The 22,504-nt window shown below is 62.1% G+C and carries 20 protein-coding genes; 13 read left to right on the top strand and 7 right to left on the bottom strand.

The genetic code is table 11. The features are described 5' to 3' along the window. Window positions 1–62 precede the first annotated feature (62 nt). The 6 genes from BLW25_RS23070 to BLW25_RS23045 form a co-directional block, all read right to left on the bottom strand. Window positions 63–1,532, bottom strand: coding sequence for an amidohydrolase family protein (locus BLW25_RS23070; RefSeq protein WP_092904812.1), 1,470 nt, complete (start codon window positions 1,530–1,532; stop codon window positions 63–65). Between the two features lie 50 nt (window positions 1,533–1,582). Next, window positions 1,583–2,497: an ABC transporter permease gene (locus BLW25_RS23065; RefSeq protein WP_092904582.1), complete on the bottom strand. Its 915-nt coding sequence runs from the start codon at window positions 2,495–2,497 to the stop codon at window positions 1,583–1,585. Between the two features lie 3 nt (window positions 2,498–2,500). Then, the gene (locus tag BLW25_RS23060; protein ID WP_216279504.1) at window positions 2,501–3,451 is read right to left on the bottom strand and encodes an ABC transporter permease; all 951 of its coding nucleotides are present in this window, start codon (window positions 3,449–3,451) and stop codon (window positions 2,501–2,503) included. A gap of 100 nt (window positions 3,452–3,551) precedes the next feature. After that, on the bottom strand, window positions 3,552–5,147 hold the full coding sequence (locus BLW25_RS23055; protein WP_092904580.1) for an ABC transporter substrate-binding protein: 1,596 nt from the start codon (window positions 5,145–5,147) through the stop codon (window positions 3,552–3,554). Between the two features lie 57 nt (window positions 5,148–5,204). Next, the gene (locus BLW25_RS23050; protein WP_171909728.1) at window positions 5,205–6,188 is read right to left on the bottom strand and encodes an oligopeptide/dipeptide ABC transporter ATP-binding protein; all 984 of its coding nucleotides are present in this window, start codon (window positions 6,186–6,188) and stop codon (window positions 5,205–5,207) included. 1 nt (window position 6,189) lies between these two features. Beyond that, window positions 6,190–7,167 (bottom strand): ABC transporter ATP-binding protein, encoded by a 978-nt coding sequence (locus tag BLW25_RS23045; RefSeq protein WP_092904576.1) that lies wholly within the window; start codon window positions 7,165–7,167, stop codon window positions 6,190–6,192. 449 nt (window positions 7,168–7,616) lie between these two features. Here BLW25_RS23045 and BLW25_RS23040 point away from each other — a divergent pair, with 449 nt between their 5' ends. From BLW25_RS23040 to BLW25_RS23030, 3 genes are all read left to right on the top strand, one after another. After that, a complete protein-coding gene (locus BLW25_RS23040; RefSeq protein ID WP_092904574.1) occupies window positions 7,617–8,993 on the top strand; it encodes an aminotransferase-like domain-containing protein in 1,377 nt (458 codons plus the stop codon). A 223-nt stretch (window positions 8,994–9,216) separates the two neighbouring features. Further along, entirely contained in the window at window positions 9,217–10,008 is a 792-nt protein-coding gene (locus tag BLW25_RS23035) for an enoyl-CoA hydratase-related protein (protein WP_092904573.1), read from the top strand. A gap of 113 nt (window positions 10,009–10,121) precedes the next feature. Continuing rightward, complete coding sequence (locus tag BLW25_RS23030) at window positions 10,122–11,615, top strand: 3-hydroxyacyl-CoA dehydrogenase (protein WP_092904571.1); 1,494 nt, start codon at window positions 10,122–10,124, stop codon at window positions 11,613–11,615. Window positions 11,616–11,651: 36 nt separating this feature from the next. On the opposite strand, the gene BLW25_RS23025 is transcribed toward BLW25_RS23030, so the two are convergent. Continuing rightward, the gene (locus BLW25_RS23025; RefSeq protein ID WP_092904569.1) at window positions 11,652–12,395 is read right to left on the bottom strand and encodes an IclR family transcriptional regulator; all 744 of its coding nucleotides are present in this window, start codon (window positions 12,393–12,395) and stop codon (window positions 11,652–11,654) included. Between the two features lie 129 nt (window positions 12,396–12,524). Here BLW25_RS23025 and BLW25_RS23020 point away from each other — a divergent pair, with 129 nt between their 5' ends. The 10 genes from BLW25_RS23020 (at window position 12,525) to BLW25_RS22975 (ending at window position 22,394) form a co-directional block, all read left to right on the top strand. After that, window positions 12,525–14,057: a class I adenylate-forming enzyme family protein gene (locus BLW25_RS23020; RefSeq protein WP_092904567.1), complete on the top strand. Its 1,533-nt coding sequence runs from the start codon at window positions 12,525–12,527 to the stop codon at window positions 14,055–14,057. Beyond that, a complete protein-coding gene (locus BLW25_RS23015; RefSeq protein WP_092904565.1) occupies window positions 14,054–14,863 on the top strand; it encodes an enoyl-CoA hydratase/isomerase family protein in 810 nt (269 codons plus the stop codon). The genes BLW25_RS23020 and BLW25_RS23015 overlap by 4 nt, the downstream gene beginning before the upstream one ends. 13 nt (window positions 14,864–14,876) lie before the next feature. Then, complete coding sequence (gene pcaF / locus BLW25_RS23010) at window positions 14,877–16,079, top strand: 3-oxoadipyl-CoA thiolase (protein WP_092904563.1); 1,203 nt, start codon at window positions 14,877–14,879, stop codon at window positions 16,077–16,079. Then, window positions 16,079–16,858, top strand: a complete 780-nt coding sequence (locus BLW25_RS23005; protein ID WP_092904561.1) for an enoyl-CoA hydratase-related protein — start codon at window positions 16,079–16,081, stop codon at window positions 16,856–16,858. The genes pcaF and BLW25_RS23005 overlap by 1 nt, the downstream gene beginning before the upstream one ends. Window positions 16,859–16,879: 21 nt before the next feature. Further along, window positions 16,880–17,659, top strand: a complete 780-nt coding sequence (locus BLW25_RS23000; protein ID WP_092904560.1) for an SDR family oxidoreductase — start codon at window positions 16,880–16,882, stop codon at window positions 17,657–17,659. 93 nt (window positions 17,660–17,752) lie between these two features. Next, complete coding sequence (locus tag BLW25_RS22995; RefSeq protein ID WP_216279503.1) at window positions 17,753–18,943, top strand: ABC transporter substrate-binding protein; 1,191 nt, start codon at window positions 17,753–17,755, stop codon at window positions 18,941–18,943. 72 nt (window positions 18,944–19,015) lie between these two features. Continuing rightward, window positions 19,016–19,774: an ABC transporter ATP-binding protein gene (locus BLW25_RS22990; protein WP_092904556.1), complete on the top strand. Its 759-nt coding sequence runs from the start codon at window positions 19,016–19,018 to the stop codon at window positions 19,772–19,774. Beyond that, window positions 19,767–20,486, top strand: a complete 720-nt coding sequence (locus tag BLW25_RS22985) for an ABC transporter ATP-binding protein (protein ID WP_092904554.1) — start codon at window positions 19,767–19,769, stop codon at window positions 20,484–20,486. The genes BLW25_RS22990 and BLW25_RS22985 overlap by 8 nt, the downstream gene beginning before the upstream one ends. Window positions 20,487–20,495: 9 nt before the next feature. Beyond that, complete coding sequence (locus BLW25_RS22980) at window positions 20,496–21,380, top strand: branched-chain amino acid ABC transporter permease (RefSeq protein ID WP_092904552.1); 885 nt, start codon at window positions 20,496–20,498, stop codon at window positions 21,378–21,380. A gap of 48 nt (window positions 21,381–21,428) precedes the next feature. Next, entirely contained in the window at window positions 21,429–22,394 is a 966-nt protein-coding gene (locus tag BLW25_RS22975; protein WP_092904550.1) for a branched-chain amino acid ABC transporter permease, read from the top strand. Window positions 22,395–22,504: the final 110 nt, after the last annotated feature.

Genomic DNA, 22,504 nt, shown 5'->3' with positions numbered 1-22,504 from the left:
TCAGCACGCACCCGGGTGGGCCCATGGCCGCGCCCTGGTGAGGGCGCGGGCTTTACGGGGTCTCAGTCGAGCCAGGCGTAGGAGGGTGCGAAGATCTCGGAAACCGGCGGATGGTTCAGCGTCCGCAGCGGGTATTTCGCGATCAGCCCGTCAAATTGTGCCTGCGCGCGGCGGCCCCATTCCGCAAGATCGACGCCGGGCAGCTGGCGGTCATGCATCACCAGTCTGCCATTGATCACCGAACTGCGGAAATCGCGCCCGGTCCCCGACAGGATCATGGTCTGGATCGGGTCAATGACCTGGCCAATCGCAAAGTCAGACAAATCGAACAGCGTCATATCTGCCTTTGCGCCAACGGCGAGACGCCCAAGATCCGGCCGGCCCAGAGCCTCGGCCGCATGAATGGTGGCGGCGTCATAAAGATCGGCGGCGCTGGCTGCGGTCACCGAATGATCCGCCACCCGGCACAGGCTGACCCCAAGGCGCATATTCTCGACCATATCCGGTGGGAAGGTATCGGTGCCAAGGCCGATCCGGACCCCTGCCTGGCGCAGCCTGCCAAAGCTTTCCATCGATCCGCCATAGCGTGACAGTACCAGAGGGCAATGGATCAGTGTTGATCCGCTGTCGCGCAGCAGGCCGACATCATCGCCTTTGCGTTCCACCTGGCTGTGGCCGGTGATATAAACACCATGCGGCAACAGGGCACGCTCGTTCAGGAAATCAAGCGAGTTCAGCCATTCCAGCGGTGTCATGTCATAGCGGTCGACCACCGCATTGAATTCGCTCAGCGACTGGCAGCAATGCAGCCGGATCGGCACATTGAGATCGGCCGAGACATCCCGGCTGCGCCGGATCAGGGCCTCGGTGCAATTCTCGATCCGGTCGGGGGCCAGCATCCCCCGGATCAGCCCGCCTGCCTTGCCGTCGAAATCGCGGATGAACCGCTCGGCATCGGCAAGACCATTCAGCCCGCGTTCCTCATCCCAATGGGTGTAGAAACTGCCATCGGGCCGGACCACTTCTACGCCGGTCATATAGCAGGGGCCAAGATAGGCGCGGATCCCCAGCTCGATGGCGCTGGCGGCAGAATTGGCAAATTCCGCATAGGTTTCCGCCCATTTGCGGTAGAACATCGAGGTGATCGGCAGCGCCGTCGTGACGCCATTCCGGATCAGCTGCGCGAAAGCATACTTCATTTTGAAGGTCTGCTCTTCTTCGCTGTACATCTCGATCGGGCCGGATTTCAGATAATCCTCGGGCCAGGTCCTCCCCTTGGCCCAGTCGGGCTGATTGTCGAAGGCCAGCACCGTCGTATCAAGATCGCCAAGCGCATTCAGGTCGATGAAGCCCGGCCCCAGGACGGCATTGCCGCCGTCGATCTCGGTATCGACCTGACCCTCGAACGCTTTGCCGACATAGAGGATCGTGTCGCCCCGGAACACCACTTCGCCATTCAGCAAGGTCCGGTGAGAGCGGCCATCCCAGGCGATGACATAGCGGGCGCGGATACGGGTGGTGGTCGACGACATGGCTGGTCCTTGGAATTCGATTTCAGAAAGGGGCAGGGCGGCAGGCATGGTCACTTGCGGCGCCTGATCAGCATGAGCCTTGTGCGCGGATCGAGGGAATCGCGCAGCGAATCTCCGAGCAGATTGAACGCCATGACGAGGATGGTGATGGCAAGGCCGGGGACTGCGGCGATATGGGGGGCGTTGAAGATAAAGTTGCGACCTTCACTGGTCATGATGCCCCATTCGGCGGTGGGCGGCTGCACACCAAGGCCAAGAAAGCTCAGCCCGGCGGCGGTGATGACCACGGCGCCGACGATGGTGCAGGAATAGACCACCGACGATGCGATCACATTCGGCATCATCTCGGACAGGATGATCTTGTAGCCCGGCGTTGCCATGGCCCTTGCCGCCTCGACATAGGCCTGATCGCGTTCAAGACAGGCGGCGGCATAGACGACGCGGGTGTTATAGGGGATCAGCGTGACCACCAGCGCGATCATCATATTGCCGATGCCGGGCCCCATAAGCGCGGCCAGCAGAATGGCAAGCAATGCCATCGGGAAGGCGAAAAGCACATCCATCGATCGCATGATCACTGAGCCCGCAACCGGATACCAGGCCCCGAACATCCCCAGCGGCACAGAGATCACCGCGCCGAGCACGACGGGGGTGATGCCGCAAAGCAGCGTGTAGCGGGCGCCATAGATCAGGCGCGAAAGGATATCGCGGCCCTGATTGTCAATGCCGAGCCAGTGGCCGGGCGTGCCGGGCGGGCGCAGGCGCATTGACGGGTCGGCCTCATTCGGAGGCCAGGGTGCAATCCAGGGCGCGAAAACCGCGGCGAGGAAGAAGATCAGAATGATGCCGACCGCAATACGTGCAACCGGATCACCGAGGACGCCGCGCCAGACGAAATAAAGGTTCGAGCGGCGCTTTTCTGCCGGCTGCCTTGCGCGGCCGGTCTCAAGGGACACATCGCTCATGTCTCAGCCTTTCTTGGGGTCAAGCGCGTAAACCGCGATATCTGACAGCAGGTTGCCGATCACGAAGACCACCGCCACGACGAGCACACAGCCCTGGATCATCGGGATGTCGCGTTGCAGGATCGCGTCATAGACCTGCAGGCCGATCCCCGGCCAGTTGAAGATGATTTCGGTGAAAATCACGCCGCCGAACAGATAGCCGATCTGCAGGCCGCCGATACTGGCGAAGGTGGGCAGGGTATTTCGCACCGCGTGGCGCAGAACCAGCTGGCTTTGCTTCAGCCCGCGGGCCTTGCCGGCAAGGATATAGGGCTGCGCCATCACGTCGATCATCCGCGAGCGGGTGACACGGGCCACGACCGCCACCGAGCCCGCCGCGGTCACGGCCGCCGGCAGGATGAGGTGATGGATCAGATCCCAGAACCCACCCGGACTGGCGACATTATACATTCCCGAAATCGGGAAGAGCTTCCATTTGAAGCCAAAGAAATAGAGCATGATGATGCCCAGCCAGAAGGCCGGAAGACTGGCAAGGACCAGTGTGATCACCACCACGACCCGGTCGGTGATGCTGCGGAATTTTGCCCCCGACAGCACCGCCAGCAGAAAGCCGAAGACCAGCACGATGAAAAGGCTGCCCGCCATCAGGATGAGCGAGTTGATGATCTTGGGGCCCAATATCCCGGCGACAGGCAGTTGCTGCGACAGCGATGTGCCGATATCGCCCTGCAAAAGCGCCGTGAACCAGATACCGTATTGCACGACAAGCGAACGGTCGAGGCCCATCTGCTCGCGCAGGGCCTGAAGCTGTTCCTGCGAGGCCATCCGGCCAAGGATGGAAAGCGCAATATCCCCCGGAACCAGCTGGACCGCGAGAAAGACGATAATGGTGACGCCGATCAGGACCGGGATCGCGGACAGCATCCGCATGAAGGTGAACTGAAGGATTTGCATGAAGACTTTCTCTTGCCTGCCTGTTCCCCGTTTCCGGACGATTGCCGAAAGCACTTTGTCCGGAAACGGGGGCGCGATCTGAAGACCGGTTCGGCGCGGCTTACTCCTTGACGATGGAGGTCAGATCGAACCAGTGCTGCGGGGCAAGCCGGAAGTCTTTGATGCCCGGAACCGCGACATAGACGGAATTCGTCGCGAAATAGCTTGAGAAAGCCATGTCCTCGGCCACGATATCACGGGCTTCCTGCAATTTGGCGACCATCTCCTCTTCCGAGCCGGCAGCGCGCGCTTCACTCAGCAGCCGGTCCATCTCAGGGTTGTCGTAATAGCCGGAATTGCAGCAGTTCGGCGGCATCACAGTGGTCGGGAGCAGCTGGTCAAGCCAGGAGAAGGTGCTTTCCCCCCAGGAGGCCGAGGTGATCCCGGTACCGTCACGCATCCCCGCCGACATCATATCCCAGAAGGCATTGTTGTCGAACATTTCGATTTTGGCGCGGATACCGACCTTTGCCCAGTCGCGCTGCAGCCATTCCGCATCGCCTTTGGTATTCACATCGGCGCCGCCGCCGAAGGTCCAGTCCATTCTGGTGTCCAGCCCGTCGGGATAGCCGGCCTCGGCCAGCAGCGCCTTCGCGCCTTCCGGGTCATAATCGCAATCGCGGAAGTCCGGATCATAGCCGGGGCCGCCGGGATTCAGCACGCCCCAGGTCGGCTGCGCATAGCCCATGCGCTGATAAAGCGCCATTTCTTCGCGATTGATCGCCATACAGGCCGCTTTGCGCACCCGCACATCCTTAAAGATTTCGTCCTTTGTATTGAACCACATGACGTAGATCATCGGGGACGGCCCGGTGATCAGCTGAAGCCCCTGAGCTTCGAGCATTGCGATGGAATCCGGCGAGGGTGTGCCGATGATATCGACCTCGCCGGACATGATCGCGAGTTCGCGGGTCGATACTTCCGGCATCGCGCGCAGAATGATGCGGTCGGTTTTCGGGATCCGCTCCGGGTTCCAGTAATCGGGGTTCTTTGCGATGGTGACGCGTTCCCCGGGCACCCGCTCGACGAATTTGAAAGGCCCCGTCCCGATCGGGTTCTGCTCGATCCCGTCATTGCCGAAAGTCGCCACCGCCGTCGGAGAGACCATGCGCGGCGACCCGGACCCGCCCGCCGTCAGACGGCGCAGAAACTCAGCATTCGGCTGGGTGAGCGTGATGGTGAACGTATAGGGGCCAACGACCGCGTAGCTTTCCAGATCGCCCCAGACCCAGCCCATCAGCCCCGGAGAGGCCGGCACGAAATATTCGAAATCAGGGTTGGTCATGCGGTCGAGATTGAACTTTGCCGCGTCGGCATTCCAGTCGCTGCCGTCGTGGAATTTTACGCCTTTGCGCAGATGGAACGTATAGGTCCTGCGGTCCTCCGAGATTTCCCAGCTCTCGGCCAGGGCGGGGACAATCTCGGGAACGGCGTCGCCGCCTTTCGTCAGATCTTCCTCGACAAAGGTCTCGTAGACATGGCGGATCACTTTAAAGGTGTTCCAGGTTCGCGCCGCTGCCGGGTCCATGCGGCTGAAATCTGCCTCGACCCCCATGACGATGGTGCGTTCAGCCAGTGCCGGGCTGAACCCGGCCATGAGACCCAGAAGCGCGGTGGAGGCGATCCCTCGCCGCAGGCCTTTGACAAAAATTGACATTCCAGTGCTCCTGTTGGGATTTTTGTTTTGTTGGTTTTTTGTTGTTTTTTTGTTGGGTCAGGCGGTGGCGGGGTACAGAAGACAGGCCACACTGCGCTGATCATGCAGGGTTCTGAGCGCGGGCATTGCCCGGGCGCATTCGGGCATCCGTTGCTGGCAGTTCGAGACATAGGGGCAGCAGGGGCCGGACATGGCGGGGGCCGCCGATTCCAGATCTTCCGCGCGCTCGGCCGCCGCTTCCCAGCGATTGTCGCGCCTGAGGTGCAACACGGTACCCAGAAAATCCTGAGTGAACGGGTGCATGGGCTGACGGTACACCTGATCGCTCTCGCCGGTTTCCAGCAGCTTGCCGCGATACATCACCATGGTACGGTCGCAAAACTGCCGGACGATTTTCAGATCATGCGAGACAAAGAGGAATGTCAGCCCGAGTTTGGCCTGGAGATCCCTGAGCAGCGTCAGGATCTGCGCCTGGATCGAGACATCCAGCGCCGAGACAGGCTCGTCGAGGAAGAGGAATTCCGGCTCCAGCGTCAGCGCCCGCGCGATGGCGATCCGCTGGCATTGCCCGCCGGAAAACTCATGCGGATAGCGGTAAGCCTGCCCGGGATCGAGCCCGACCAGCTGCAAAACCTCATCGACCCGCGCCTGCACCTCATCCGCACGCATCCCGAAATTCAAAAGCGGCCTGGCCACATTCTCGGCGACCGTCCGCCTTGGGTTCAGCGATTGCAGCGGGTCCTGAAACACGATCTGCGCCCGCCGCCGGTGCAGCCGCAACTCGGCGGGGCCAAAGCTGCGCAGATCGGCACCATCATAGGTGATGCTGCCGCTGTCGGCCTCGATCAGACGCAGGATCATCCGGCCCAGCGTTGATTTGCCCGAGCCGGACCCGCCGACACAGCCAAGGATCTCGCCTTTGCGGATATCGATCGAAATATCGCTGACGGCAGGGTTTTCCGAGATCTCGCGCCTCAGGAACGAGCCCCGCCTGACGCGGAAGGTTTTCGACAGATTGCGGATTTCAATCAGGTTTTTCACTTCAGACCTCGGCAAAATGGCATCTGACGAAGCGCTCGTCTGCAAGGCTGCGCCAGTCCGGAACCTCTGCGCGGCAAATCGCTTCGGCGCGGCCGCAGCGCGGCGCGAACCGGCATCCTTTCGGCGCCAGGGCGAGGTTCGGCGGCTCACCCTCGATTGACCGCCACTCGGCTGTCGGCTCGTCGGGGTCCGGGATCGCGGCGATCAGGGCCTGGGTATAGGGGTGTTTCGGATCGCTCAGCAGCGCATCAATCGGCGCCGATTCCTGGATATGCCCGCCATACATGACCAGAACCCGTGTCGCGACGGCTGCAACCACGCCCATATCATGGGTGATGATGACAATCGGCAACCCCGTGCTCAGGCTGCGTCGTTTCAGCAGCAAAAGGATGCGCGCCTGAACCCCCACATCCAGCGCGGTGGTCGGCTCATCGGCGATCAGGATCTCGGGCTTGCAGGCCAGTGTCATCGCAAGCGCGATCCGCTGGCACATCCCGCCCGACAGCTGATGCGGATAGCTTGCCATGACACGATCAGCCTCGTTAAAGCCGACCTGGTTCAGCGACAGGATGGCCGCCTCGCGGGCCGCGGCTTTGCTGAGCCCGGGTTCATGACGTCGCAGCGTTTCGATCAGCTGCGCGCCAATGGTGAAAGAAGGGTCAAGCGAGGCGCGCGGGTTCTGAAAAATCGTCCCGATCCGCCGCCCCCTGACCTCGGCCATCTGCTTTTCGCTGAGGCCCAGCAGATTAAGCCCCCTGAGATTTACCGTCCCGCCAAGATAGATCGCCGGCGGTGTGCTGATCAGACGGGCCAGCCCCATCGAGGTCACGGTTTTCCCTGAACCTGACTCGCCGATGATGGCGAGAATTTCCCCGGAAGATACCGAAAAGCTTATATCTTCAGTTGCGACGACAGTTCCGTTTGGCGTGGCAAAGCCTACAGAAAAGCCGTTCACCTCAAGTATGGGTGCGTCCGTCATCTACCTGTCCGAGTGAATTTGTCACCCGAACTTATTCGGAAGTTGAAGAGTTATTATGTCGAAATTTAATAAACATATATCAACAAATGAGGCCAATCATTCCCGCCAGATCTGATGCAGTCTGCGGCTGACCTGAGGTGGCGACCAGGATGATGGGGACCAGATGCGGCGCGCGAGGCTGCGCTCTGTGGTTTAGAATACCGCTTTTCCCGACCGAGCCTGGCGCATCTCCACATCTGACGAAACATGGCATTCCACCAGGGTCACAGATGTGCCGCCCTGCACGACAGCCATCCCTGGTTCGCCGCTGCGCGCAACATGCGGGCAGGCGGCAGGCCATCATTCGGCTTGCCGGGTGAGGGCGGAACTGTGTGCGGATATCATCTTGCCGCACCACCATACAATGACATAAATTGTATGCGTGCAATCATGGGCAGCAGAGGCGGAGCATGTGGACCCCCTGGATCACCGATGGCGCGAGACTGAAATATCTCGGCATCGTCGAAGCGCTTGAAGCGGATATTCGCGCCGCAAGGATCGGGCCGGGCGAGCGGCTGCCGCCACAGCGCAGCATTGCCGAACAGCTGGGTGTTGATCTGACCACCGTAACCCGCGCCTTCAACGAAGCGCGCCGCCGAAGGCTTGTGGCGGCCCAGGCCGGGCGCGGGACTTTCGTGCGCGATGATCCGGCCGAATTCTTCCCCGACGAGCCCGCGCCGGTGCTGGATCTGAGCATGAACATCCCGCCTCAGCCTGAGGGGGTCGATTTCCGCAAACTGATCCCGCAGGGGCTGGCTGCGATCCTCAATGGCCCGCGTGGCGGGCTGAGCCTGCAATATCAGGAAAGCAGCGGCGGCATGGCAGACCGGATCGCCGCGACGCAGTGGCTCTCGCGGCGCCATGGGGCGCTGTCGCATGACCGGGTGCTGGTCACCGCCGGCGCGCAGTCGGCGCTGTCCGCGCTGACCGATCTGCTGGTTCCCCCAGGGGGGCATATCGCCGCCGGCGAGATGACTTATCCCGGGCTGAAGGCCAGCGCGGCGCAGCGTGGCGTGATGATCGACCCGATTGCGATGGATGCCGGCGGGCTGATCCCCGATGACTTCCGCCGTCTGTGCGAGGCGCGGGCGCCGCATGCGCTCTATGTCACGCCCAGCATCGACAACCCCACAACCGCCACCCTGCCCGAGGCGCGGCGCATCGCGATTGCAGAGATCGCGCGCAAATACAGCGTCGCCATCATCGAGGATGACCCATATGCGCCTTTGCGCGCCCAACAGCTGCCGTCTTTCCTTGCGCTGGCGCCGGATCTGACCTGGCATCTGGCCACGCTGTCGAAATCGGTCACGCCCGCATTGCGGGTGGCCTATGTCGTGGCGCCCGATCCGGCGCGGGCCTTGCGGCTGGCTTCGGTTCTGCGGGCGACTGTCCTGATGGCGCCGCCGCTTCTGGCCAGTCTTGCGACCCGCTGGCTGCGCGAAGGCGTGGTGGATGAGATCGCCGCCGCGATCCGCGCCGAGAACCGCACCCGTCAGACCCTGGCGGCCGAGGCCTTCCGGGGGGCCGATTTCCGCGCTGACCCCGAGGGCCATCACCTCTGGCTGAGCCTGCCGCCGCATTGGCGGGCGACGGACTTTGCCGAACATGCCGACCGCGCCGGTGTCTCGATCGTACCCGCCTCGGCCTTTGCGACCGGCGAACATGTCTCGGCGCATGTGCGGATCTCGCTTGGCGTGGCACCAGACCGGGGCGTGCTTGAAGAAGGGTTGCAGCAGCTGGCCGGGCTGATGCAGCGGCCAGCGGGGGCTATGCGGGCCGTGGTCTGATCGCAGCCGTGGCTCTTCCGGTACGGGCTTTATCAGGGAGAGCATTGTCAGGTTGTTTTCATCTGCACCTCCGAGCTGCACGTCGGATCTTTGCCTGCCAGTTCATCGGTCATGCCGCGCGCCGGGGGATTGTTTTCCGCAGTGCGGAAGGCATCATCTTGCAGCCGGATCGGCTTTGCCCCACCCCTGAAAGCCGGAACCCATCCGCAAAAGCGAGCCAGAGATGTCGCAAGAGCCTGTGCTGTCGTCCCTTGATCAGGGTGTGCTGCTGGTCGAGCTGAACCGCCCCGAGCGGATGAATGCTTTCACCGAAGAAAGTCATCTGCGGCTGCGCGAGATCCTTGCGCGCGCGGCTGAAGATCACGCTGTGCGGGCCGTGCTCCTGACCGGACGTGGCAAAGGATTTTGCGCGGGACAGGATCTTAACAACCGCGATCCCCGCCAGCCGGGGCCGCGCAGCGATCTCGGCCAGTCGCTGGGCCGGTTTTATAACCCGACCATCCGCGCCCTCCGGCGGCTGCAAAAGCCGGTGATCTGCGCAATGAACGGGGCAGCAGCCGGCGCCGGTGTTGGGCTAGCCCTGGCCTGTGATATTGTTATCGCGGGCGAGAGTGCCAGGTTTGTACTGTCTTTTTCCAGGCTTGGGCTGGTTCCTGATGCCGGGTCCAGCTGGTGTCTTACCAGAATTCTCGGCGAAGCCCGCGCCAAGGCGCTGTTGCTGACCGGAGAGACGATCCCGGCGCCGCGCGCGGCAGAGCTGGGCCTGATCAGCAAGTCAGTTCCCGATATGGAGCTTGCAGATGAAGCCCGGGCGCTGGCTGGCAAACTGGCCGCAGGCCCGACCCTTGGGCTTGGCCTGATGAAAACACTTATCCAGGAGGCCGGCGGGCGTGATTTCGACAGCCAGCTGGAGGCGGAACGGCTGGCGCAGCAATCCGCAGGCTTCAGTGATGATTATGCCGAAGGGGTGACCGCCTTCCTCGAGAAACGCCCGGCGCTGTTTCGCGGCAGCTGAGCCCGCCGGGGCAGTCCTTCCGCTCTGCGGGACGAAGCCGGGGATATTGGCTTTGACCTTTCGGGCGCCCTGCGGTCACTGGAGAGCAGAGAAACAGGCTTGCGGAGGCGAGAATGGCAGCGGAACTCCCGTTGAAAATTGGTGTGGCCGGCGCCGGCGCGATGGGGGCGGGGATTGCGGAAACCGCCGCTGCAAGTGGCATTCCCGTCATCCTGACCGATCTGCGGCAGGGGGCGGCTGCCAGCGCCATTGCGGCAATTCTCGCCCGCGCTGCAAAGCGGGTCAGCAGCGGCAAGCTCTCCCAGGGTCAATATGACGCCCTTGCGGGCGCGCTGATCGCCGCCGACAGCCCGGATGCACTGGCAGATTGCGATCTGGTGGTCGAAGCGATCATCGAAGACCCCGCCGCAAAACAGGCTCTGTTTGCCCGGCTGGAGGATCTTCTGGCCCCCGGGGCGCTGATCGCCAGCAATACTTCCTCGCTGCCGATCGGGGTGATCGCGCGCGACCTGAAACATCCGGAGCGTTTCGCGGGGCTGCATTTTTTCAATCCGGTGCCGCTGATGAAACTGGTCGAGGTGATCCCCGGCCCGCGCACCAGCCGTGAAACGATGGAGCGGCTGCTCGCGGTCGCACGCCATCTTGGCAAGGAACCGGTTGAGGTGCGCGACACGCCCGGCTTTCTTGTGAACCATGGCGGGCGGGCCTATCCGACCGAAGCGCTGATGGCGTTGCAGGAGGGGGTGGCCAGCCCGGCTGAAATCGACGCGATCATGCGCGACTGCTGCGATTTCCGCATGGGCCCGTTCGAGCTGATGGATCTGACCGGAATGGATGTGAATTTCACCGTCTGCGAGTTCCTGCATCAGAGCTATTTCGCCGAACCGCGCCTGCGTTCGACCACCTATCACCGCTATCTGCTGCAGACCGGCCAGCTGGGCCGCAAGACGCAGCAGGGCTTTTACGCCTATCACGATGGCGCCGAACAGCCGTCGGCAGATTTCATCAGCACCGCCGCGCCGGCACAGCAGGTGGTTCTGGCCGAAGATCTGGCCGAGCTGCGTGATTTCGCGGCCTCTCTCGGCTGCAGGGTCGCGGCAGGGGATGATGGTACCAGCCCGGTGCTGGCCTTCCCGGTGGGCGAAGATCTGGCGGGTCATGCAGCCCGGCTCGGCCTGCCGGCCACGAGGCTGGTGGCGGTTGATCTGGCCTTTGACAGCACGCGGCGGGTGGTGCTGATGACCACGGTCGGCGCCGATCCGGCGGTGCGCGATGCGGTGGCTGCGGCGGTGAGTGCAAGCGGGCGCAGGGTCACCGCGATTGCCGATTCCACCGGCTTTGTCGCGCAACGGATCGTTGCGGCAGTGGCCAATCTCGGCTGTGAAATGGCGCAGATGGGGCTTGCCGCTCCTGGTGATATCGACAAGGCCATGCGGCTTGCGATGAATTACCCCTGCGGTCCGCTGGAATGGGTGGATCGGGTTGGCGCGACGCGGATGCTGACGATTTTGCGCAATATGCAGGCGCTCAGCGGGGATGACCGTTACCGCCCGAGCGCCTGGCTGCGGCGGCGCGCGACGCTGGGGCTCGATATCCGCAGCCTGTAATAAAAAAGGGCGCCGGGACCGCAGCCGGCGCCGCCTTTACAGCAGTTCCTGCACGGTTTCGCGCAGGATGGGGGCAATGATACCGCGCATATTGGCAACCGAGATCGACCCGGTGGCAAAGGGCACCGTAATCGCGGCCTGTTCATGCGCGGTGCTGATACCGACCGATACCGCGCTGATGCCACGGCGCCAGGTGTCGCGGCTGAAAGAGACTCCGTCCTTGCAGGCCGCCTCCAATGCCGCATTAAAGGCGGTGACATTGCCATTTTGCTGGGTGAGCTGGCCACGGATCCGGCTGGCAAGCTGGCGCCGCTCTTTCTCGGGCAGGATCGAGAGATAGGCAGGCCCGGCCGCCGAAGTGGCAATCGGCAGCCGCCCGCCCACTGCAAAGCGCACCGCCAGAATATCCGAGCCGGACACCACCTGGACAAAGGTCAGATACATCCCATCGCGCACACAAAGCGCCGCGGTCTGGCCGGTTTTTTCGGCCAGCACCTTCAGCAACGGCGTTGCACGGTCGATCAGGGCAAATCCGGTCAGCACCGAATAGCCGAGATTCAGGCTTTTCGGGGTCAGTTCATAGCTGCGGCCGGTTTCGCTGTGGCGCAGATATCCCAACCGCATAGCGGTATAAGTCAGCCGGCTGATGGTCGAAGGCGGCAGGCCGGTACTTTTTGACAGATCACTGTTCGACATCGGCTTTTTCTGTTTGGACAGCGCCTCGAACAACTGCAGCCCCCGGGCGAATGCTTCGACAAACTGACGATCTTCCTGCGACATCCCTGGCTCCAGTATTCCGCTCTGCGAAATGAATTCCCTGCCTATGGCATTGCAGAATGCCGGATGAAAATCCAGTCTCCGGCGCAAGGGAAATCCGCAAATGCGGGTTCGGAGTAACCTGGAGGGGATATGCTCACCGGTGATATGTTGCGGCGCTCAGCCGAGCGCTTTCCGGAAAAGCGCGCCATTCTGTGGCAGGACAGGTCCATCAGCTATGGCGATCTGGACCGGGAGGCCAGTCGTTTTGCCCATGCCCTTCTGGGCCTTGGTCTTGGCAAGGGCGGCAAGGTCGGCATCCTCAGCCGCAACCGCATCGAATATGGCAGCGTGTTTTTCGGCACCGCCCGCACCGGCGGGGTGATCGTCAATATCTCCGTGCTCTATGCGGCGGAAGAGCTGGCCTATGTGCTGGATAAGGCCGATGTCGAAATTCTGGTCTATGAAGATGTCTTTGCCGCCCGTGTCGCCGAGGCGGCGCAGTCACTGCCAAAGATCCGTCACCTTATCAGCCTCGGCACCGCGCAGCCCGGTGCGCATGATTTCCAGGCCCTGATCGCGGATCAGCCCGATCATGTGCCCGAAGTGGAGATCCACGAGGATGATCCCTTCTGCATGACCTATACCGGCGGCACCACGGGGCGGCCGAAGGGGGTGCTGGCAAGCCATCGCAACCGCATCACCACCGCGCATACGGTGATGCATCACGAGAATATCCAGGAACGCGATGTGGTGGGGATTGTCACCCCGCTGTTCCATGTCGCGGCACTGAACATCATGTTTCAGCCGGCAGTGCTGGCCGGGGCGACCTGCACTTTCCTGACCAAATGGGACGTGCAGGACTTTGCGCATATGGCGCAGCGCACCGGAATGACCGCCTGTTTCATGGTGCCGACCCAGGTCGCAATGGTGGTCTCGGACCCGAATTTCCAGGCCTCGAATTATGTGCAATGGGAAAAGCTTGCCTTTGCCGGCGCCCCGATGCCCGATTGGGTACAGCGCGATCTGATGGAAAAGCTGCCCGCGATCAGGCTGACCCAGATCTATGGTCAGTCGGAAGTGGGGGTGATCACCACCCTTGGCCACTGGCATCTGCCCGAGCGTCTCGGTTCCATCGGCCAGCAGGCCTATAATGTCGATCTTGCGGTCGTGGACCCCGATGGCAATGCCGTGGCGCCGGGGGTGATCGGCGAGCTGGTTTCACGCGGCGCGAATGTCATGCTGGAATATTACAACGAGCCGGAACAGACCGCGAAGTTCTTCCGGCATGGCTGGGGCTGGACCGGCGATCTGGCGGTGATGGACGAGGCGGGCTTTGTCACCCTCGTTGACCGCTCGAAAGACATGATCATTTCGGGTGGTGAGAACATCTATCCCAAAGAGATCGAGAACGCGATTTTCGGCCTCGACGCCGTGGCGGAATGCGCGGTCTTTGGCATTCCCGATGATAAATGGGGTGAGGTGCCGGCTGCCTATATCCTGCTCAAGGCCGGGGCGGTGCTGGAAACCGAAACCGTTGTCGCGCATTGCGAGAAGACCCTGGCGCGGTTCAAACGTCCGCGCATTGTCACTTTCGTCGAAAGTTTCCCCAAGACGCCGATTGGCAAAATCCAGAAGAACCTACTGCGAGAGCCCTTTTGGGCGGGCCGGGAGAAGAACATATGAGCCTCGACATCACCACCTATAAGCGGCTGAAATTCGACTGGCCGGATGCCGGCATCCTGCGCATTACCATGGACAATCCGGGCCGCCTGAACTCGGCCGACCGGATCATGCATGGCGAGCTGTGCCGGGTCTGGCGCGATATTGACGCTGCCGATGATGTTCGCAGCGTCATCATTCGCGGCGCGGGCGAGGCCTTCTCTTCGGGGGGCGATCTCGATCTCGTCAAAGAGATGACCGAGGATTTCACCACGCTCACCCGGGTGTGGAAGGAAGCGCGCGATCTGGTCTACAATATCATCAACTGCTCAAAGCCGATTGTGTCTGCGATGCAGGGGCCGGCGGTCGGGGCCGGTCTGGTGGCCGGTCTGCTGGCCGATGTCTCGATTGCCTCAAAGACCGCGCGCATCATTGATGGCCATACAAGGCTTGGCGTGGCTGCGGGTGATCACGCGGCTATCGTCTGGCCGCTGCTCTGCGGTCTTGCCAAGGCCAAATACTATCTGCTGCTCTGTGAATCGGTTTCAGGCGAAGAGGCTGAGCGGATCGGGCTGATCTCGCTGGTCACCGAAGATCACGAATTGCATGACAAGGCGCTGGAGGTTGCGCGCAAACTGGCCAAGGGCTCGCCAAGCGCGATCCGCTGGACAAAATATGCGCTCAACAACTGGCTGCGCATGGCCGGCCCCACCTTCGACACTTCGCTGGCGCTGGAATTCATGGGCTTTTGTGGCCCGGATGCGCGCGAAGGGCTGGCATCTCTGAAGGAAAAGAGACGCCCGAATTTCGATCAGGACTGCCCGCTCTGAGGATCATGTGACCATGAGAGAAGCTTTTATCTGCGCCGGGGTTCGGACCCCGATCGGGCGCTTTGGCGGCGCCTTGGCGACAATCCGGCCCGATGATATGCTGGCGCTTGTGCTGGCAGAGGTCATGGCACGCGCGCCGGGCCTGGACCCGCTGGCGATTGACGATGTGTTCACCGGCTGCGCCAATCAGGCGGGCGAAGACAATCGCGACGTGGCCCGGATGGGGGTGCTGCTGGCTGGCCTGCCACAATCCGTGCCCGGGACCACGCTGAACCGGCTTTGCGGCTCGGGGCTGGATGCGGTTGGGCTCGCGGCGCGCTCCATTCTTGCGGGCGATGCCGAGGTGATTATCGCCTCGGGCACCGAAAGCATGACACGCGCGCCCTTCGTGCAGGGCAAGGCTGAAACCGCCTTCTCGCGGCAGGCCGATATCTACGACACCACAATTGGCTGGCGCTTTGTTAACCCGGTGCTGAAACGGCAATATGGTGTCGATTCCATGCCGGAGACGGCCGAGAATGTCGCCGGACGCTTTGGAATTTCCCGCGAGGATCAGGACGCTTTCGCCCTGCGCAGCCAGCAGCGGGTGGCGGCCGCCCAGGCGGCGGGTGGCTTTGACGATGAACTCCTCCCGGTCAGCATCGCACAGCGCAAAGGTGATCCGGTGGTGTTCAGTCGCGACGAACATCCGCGCCCGACCACGCTGGAGGCGCTGGCAAAACTGCCAGCCCCGTTCCGCGAGGGGGGTTCGGTCACCGCAGGCAATGCCAGCGGCGTCAATGACGGGGCGGCGGCGGTGCTCGTCGCCTCGGCAGCAGCGGTAAAACGCTTCGGCCTGACGCCGATGGCACGGATCACCGGGCTGGCAACTGCCGGGGTCGAGCCGGCGATCATGGGAATGGGGCCGGTTCCGGCCAGTCAGAAACTGATGGCGCGATTGGGGCTGTCCATCGCGGATTTCAGCCGGATCGAGCTGAATGAGGCTTTTGCCGCGCAAAGCCTTGCCTGTCTGCGCCAGCTTGGCCTTCCCGATGATGCCGCACATGTCAATCCGCTGGGTGGTGCAATTGCCCTTGGCCATCCGCTGGGGATGTCGGGCGTGCGTCTGGCCCTCACCGCTGCGCTCGGGCTGCACAAGGCCGGCAGCGGCCGCGCATTGGCCACCATGTGCGTCGGTGTCGGTCAGGGCATTGCCCTCGGGCTTGAGGCAGTATGATGACAGAGAAAAATGATCTGGTGCTGGTCGAGGATCTGGGTGCGGTGGTCGTGCTGCGTCTCAATCGTCCCGAAGTGCTGAATGCGCTGAACATGCCGCTGCGCCGCCAGCTTGCGACAATCTTTGAAGGCCTTACCGATGGAGGCACCCTGCGCGCGGTGGTGCTGACCGGCGATGAGAAATCCTTCGCGGCGGGGGCAGATATTGCCGATATGGCGCAGATCGACAGTGTCGATATGTATCTGCGCCATACCGAGCGGCTCTGGGAAGCGGTGGCCCGCTGCCCGGTGCCGGTGATCGCAGCGGTCAATGGCTTTGCGCTTGGCGGCGGTATGGAGCTTGCGATGCATGCCGATATCATTGTCGCCGGAAAATCCGCACGCTTCGGTCAGCCAGAGGTTAAGGTCGGTATCATGCCAGGCGCAGGTGGCACCCAGAGGCTGACCCGCGCGGTTGGTAAATTCAAGGCGATGCGGCTTTGCCTGACCGGCGAGATCATTGATGCAGACGAGGCCTCGGCAATGGGACTGGTCAGCGAAGTTGTCGAAGACGATCAGGTCTTCGACCACGCCATGGGGCTGGCACGGCGGATCGCCGGCCTGCCACCTATCGCGGTCAATCAGGTCAAAGAGGTTATCCTGCATGGTCAGGATGCCTCGCTTTCTGCGGCACTCGCGCTGGAGCGCAAGGCGCTGCAGATTCTGTTCTCGACGCAGGATAAATTTGAAGGCATGGCCGCCTTCACCGAAAAAAGACGGCCCAGCTATACGGGCCGCTGAACAGCAAAGCGGGAGGAAATCATGGATCTGGGCATTTCGGGTCGGGTGGCGCTGGTGCTGGGCGGCAGCAAGGGTCTTGCCTATTCAACCGCGCGCCATCTGGCGGCGGCGGGGGTGCGGGTCGTGCTGAATGGCCGCGACGCCGAGGCAGGCGCCGCCGCCGCGGCCGGGCTTGGCCATGGCGCCTTTTTCGTGCAGGGCGATGTGTCGCAGCCGGGCGTCACCGCCCGGGTCATCGCGGAGGCACAGGCCAGGGCGGGACAGATTTCGATCCTGGTGACCAATGCCGGCGGGCCGCCCACCGGGCGGTTCACCGATCATGATACCGAGACCTGGCGCCATGCGCTGGAGACCAATATGCTTTCGGCCATATCGGCCACCCAGATGCTGTTGCCGGATATGATTGCGGACGGCTTTGGCCGCATCGTGAACATCACCTCTTTCGCGGTGAAAGAACCTTATCCGAATATGGCCTTGGCCAATTCGGTTCGGGCCGGCCTGACCGGTGCGATGGCGACACTGGCGCGTGAGACCGTCGCGCAGGGGGTGACAGTGAACAATGTCCTGCCCGGTCTGATGGCGACCGGCGCGCTTGATCGTGTCATCCGCGCGAAGGCAAAACGCGAGGGAATCACCGAGACCGAGGCCGCCGCTGCCATGGCCGGATCGGTGCCGGCGCAGCGCCTGGGCACGGCGGAAGACTTCGGTCCGATCGCCGCATTCCTGTGCTCGGTCCATGCCGGATATATCACCGGCCAGAATATCGCGGTGGATGGCGGTCTGACCCGCGGGCTGCTCTGAGGTCTTCCGCAGAGCGGAACGCTTTGCCGCATTGTGGTGATGCTGGCGGGGCAAAGAGCGGCCATATTGTCCGCAATGAGAGGGAGGAAGCTCATGAGGATTTTCGTTTCTGCGCTGGCATTGCTGGCCGCAGGTGCCACTGCTGCATCAGCTGAAATTTCAAATAACTCGGTCAAAATCGGCGTATTGACCGATCAGAGCGGGGTGTTCTCTTCCCTGGCGGGAACCGGCTCTGTGGTCGCAGCTGAGATGGCGATTGCGGATTTCGGCGACCGGCTCGGCAAGATCGAGCTGGTCAGTGCAGATCACCAGAACAAGGCTGACATCGGCACCCAGATTGCACGGCGCTGGTATGATGTCGAAGGCGTCGATCTGATCGTTGACGTGCCGAATTCTTCGGTGGTGCTGGCGGTTCAGGAACTGGCGCGCGAAAAGGACAAGCTGCTGATCGTCTCGGGTGCGGGCACTGCCAGCCTGACCAATGAGAACTGCTCGCCCAACGGCATTCACTGGACCTGGGACACCTATGCGGTGGCGGTTTCGACGGGCAAGGCCATGGTTGCCCAGGGGGGTGACAAATGGTTCTTCCTGACCGCCGACTATGCGTTCGGCCATACCATGCAGGCCGATGTGACCACGGTGGTTGAAGGCGCCGGTGCCTCGGTTGTCGGCACCGCGATCGCACCGCTGAACACGGCCGATTTCTCGACCTATCTGCTGCAGGCCCCTTCGGCCGGGGCCAATGTGATCGCCCTCGCCAATGGCGGCACCGATACGATCAACTCGCTGAAGCAGGCGCAGGAGTTCGGTCTGACCATGCAGGCCAAGCTGGCCGGTCTTGCGATCTTCCTGACCGACGTGCATTCGATGGGTCTCGATTCCGCTCAGGGTCTCTATCTGACCACCGGCTTCTACTGGGATCGCACCGATGAAAGCCGCGCCTGGTCGCAGCGGTTCTTTGAAAAGCACGGGGCGATGCCGACCATGTCGCAGGCCGGGGTCTATTCGGCCGTGACCCATTATCTGAATGCCATCGCTGAAACCGGCACCGATGCCGCCGGTCCGGTGATCGCGCAGATGAAGGCAACGCCGGTCAATGATTTCTTCACCGAGAATGGCGTGATCCGCGAGGACGGCCGCATGGTGCATGATATGTATCTCGCCCAGGTCAAAACCCCGGCGGAATCCACCGGCGCCTGGGATTACTACAATATTCTCGCAACCGTCCCCGGTGACGAAGCCTTCCGCCCGCTCGCAGACAGCGCCTGCCCGCTGGTGAAATAAAGCCCCGGAGCAGCGGCCCCCTGCGGATGGCCGCTGCCTTTCCCCGCTTCAGCGCAGCCCGAAAGATGTCAAATGTCCGATGATATTGTCCTGAAAGCGACGGGTCTGACCAAGGATTTCAAAGGGTTCCGTGCCGTGGATGCGGTGAACCTGAATGTTCAGCGCGGTTCCGTCCATGCCCTGATCGGCCCGAATGGCGCCGGAAAATCCACCTGTTTCAATCTCTTGACCAAGTTCCTGACTCCAAGTGCCGGCACCATCACCTATGATGGCCGAGATATCACCCGCCTGAAGCCGGAGGTGATCGCGCGGATGGGTCTTGTGCGCTCGTTTCAGATTTCGGCGGTGTTCGGCTCGATGACGGCGCTTGAAAATGTGCGCATTGCCCTGCAGCGGCGCCGCCATGGCGACAGCTGGGATTTCTGGCGCAGCCAGAAGGTGCTGGCGCGCCTCGAAGATGAGGCAATGGACCTGCTGGATCAGGTCGGCATGACAGGCTTCGCCCGGGAACAGGCCAGCGATCTTTCCTATGGGCGCAAACGTGCGCTGGAAATCGCCACCACGCTGGCGCTGGATCCCAAAGTCCTGCTGCTCGACGAGCCGATGGCCGGCATGACGCAGGAGGATGTCGCGCGCATCACCGCGCTGATTGCGCGGGTTGCTGTCGGCCGCACCGTGCTGATGGTTGAGCATAATCTCTCGGTGGTCGCCACGCTTTGCGACCGCATTACCGTCCTCGCACGCGGCGCCATCCTGGCAGAGGGCAGCTATGACGAGGTTTCCAAAGACCCGCAGGTCATCAATGCCTATATCGGGGTGCCCAATGGCTGACAGGCTTTCTCAGAACCCGCATTTTCAGGTCACGGATCTTGAGGCCTGGTATGGTGAAAGCCATGTGCTGCACAGGGTCAGTTTCGACATCCGCGAAGGCGAGGTGGTGACGCTGCTGGGCCGCAATGGCGCCGGCAAAAGCACCACGCTCAAATCCATCATGGGCATGATCAAACGCCGGCAGGGTTCTGTCCGGCTGCGGGAAAAAGAGCTGGGCCGCGCCTCCAGCCGGGCCATCGCCCGGGCCGGGATCGCCTTTTGCCCGGAAGATCGCGGCATCTATTCCAGCCTGACCGTGGAAGAGAACCTGATGCTGCCGCCGGTGGTGGCCAGCGGTGGCATGAGCGTGGCCGAGATCCACACGCTTTTCCCGAACCTCGCCGAACGCCGCCGGAGCCAGGGCACCCGGCTTTCAGGCGGCGAACAGCAGATGCTGGCGATCGGCCGGATCCTGCGCACCGGCGCCCGGCTTTTGCTGCTTGATGAGCCGACCGAGGGCCTGGCTCCGGTGATTGTGCAGCAGATCGGCGCCACCATCCGCCAGCTGAAAGAGCGCGGCTATACCGTGCTGCTGGTCGAACAGAATTTCCACTTCGCGGCGTCGGTGGCCGACCGCCATTACGTGATGGATCACGGTCAGGTGGTCGACATGATCCCTGGCACGGAAATCGCCGACAACATGGCGAAGCTCAGCACATATCTGGGGGTCTGAGGCGCAAACATGCTTATATTCGGAATACCACTGCAGCTGCTGTCGACCCAGATCCTGCTGGGTCTGATCAATGGTGCATTTTACGCGATCCTCAGCCTTGGGCTTGCGATCATCTTTGGCCTGCTGAACATCGTAAATTTCGCCCATGGCGCCTTTTACATGATGGGGGCCTTTGGCGCATTGCTGATGCTGGATCACTTTGCGATGAATTACTGGCTGGCGCTGCTTGTGGTGCCGCTGACCATCGGTCTGCTGGGCTGTGTTATCGAACGGCTGATCCTGCGCCGGATTTATGATCTCGACCATCTCTATGGCATGATCCTGACCTTCGGCATGGGGCTGGTGATTGTCGGGCTGTTTCGCAATCAATATGGCGCGACCGGCCTGCCCTATTCGATGCCCGCGGCTTTGCAGGGCGGGTATAATCTCGGCTTCATGTTTCTGCCGGCCTCGCGCGCCTTTGTGATCCTCGCCTCAGTGGCGGTCTGTCTGGTGACCTGGCTGGTGATCGAGAAGACGAGGCTTGGCTCCTGGCTGCGGGCGGCAACCGAAAAACCGGCGCTTACCGAGGCCTTTGGCATCAATGTGCCTTTGCTGATCACACTGACTTACGGCTTTGGTGTCGCCCTTGCCGGCTTTGCCGGTGTCCTCGCCGCGCCGATCTATTCGGTCAATCCGATGATGGGGTCTGACCTGATCATCGTGGTGTTTGCGGTGGTGGTGATCGGCGGCATGGGGTCGATCTCGGGCGCGATCCTGACCGGCTTTATGCTGGGGCTGATAGAAGGGGTGACCAAGGTCTTCTGGCCACAGGCCTCGACGACGGTGATCTTCGTGATCATGGCAATCGTCCTTCTGATCCGCCCTGCCGGGCTGTTCGGCAAGCAGGCCTGAGATGGGCCGTCAGAAACCAAGGCCCTTCAGACCGCAGGAGCATTGCACATGACCACGCAACCCGAGATCACCGCTGCCGGCCTGCCTGGCATGAGCGCAAGCCATCGCAACCTTTTCCTGCTTTTGCTGGTGATCGTCGCTGTGGCGCCCTTCCTGGCCTATCCTTTGCTGGTGATCAAAGTCCTCTGCTTCGGACTGTTTGCCCTGTCGCTCAATCTGATGCTGGGCAATCTGGGGCTGCTTTCTTTCGGTCATGCCGCCTATTTCGGCCTGTCATCCTATGCTGCGGCCCATGCCGCGAAAGTCTGGGGTTTCACCCCCGAATTCGCACTTGGCTTTGCGGTGCTGGTGGCCGTTGCGACCGGGGCGGTGTTTGGCGCACTTTGCGTGCGCCGCCAGGGCATCTATTTTGCCATGGTGACGCTCGCCTTCGCCCAGATGATCTACTTCTTCTCGCTCCAGGCTCCGTTTACCGGCGGCGAGGATGGCATTCAGAATGTGCCGCGCCGGGCGTTGTTCGGCCTCTTCTCGCTGCAAAGCGATATGGCGCTTTATGCCCTTGTCGCTGTCGTGTTTTTCGTCGCGGTGCTGGCTCTCTACCGCATCACCTGGTCGCCCTTTGGTCAGGTCCTGCGGGCGATCCGCGACAATGAACCGCGTGCGATCTCGCTGGGCTACCGGGTTGACCGCTACAAATGGGCAGTTTTCGTTCTGGCCGCCGGTTTCGCCGGGCTGGCGGGCGGACTGAAGGCGATTTCCTTTCAGCTGGCGAGCCTCACCGACGTCTATTGGGGCATGTCGGGCGAGGTGGTGCTTATGGTGATGATCGGTGGCATGGCGACATTCTTCGGACCGCTGGTCGGCGCGCTGCTGGTGATCTGGATGCAAAATGAGCTGGCCGCTTTCGGAGCCTGGGTCACCATCATGCAGGGGCTGGTTTTCATGGCCTGCATCCTCGTCTTCCGCAAAGGCCTGCTCGGGACCATTGCCGACAGGCTGGGCCTTAAGGTCTGAAGATCATCAGGGTCGTCCTGTGCCGCCTCACAGGCGCCGGATGGCCGGGTCCCCCGTGTTTCTCAGCACCACCACAGGCCTGGTCCCGGGCCGTTTGCTCCAGGTTGCGC

The organism is Rhodobacter sp. 24-YEA-8 (assembly GCF_900105075.1).
Taxonomy (GTDB): Bacteria; Pseudomonadota; Alphaproteobacteria; order Rhodobacterales; family Rhodobacteraceae; genus Pseudogemmobacter.
This window is presented reverse-complemented; position numbering and strand designations above follow the sequence as displayed.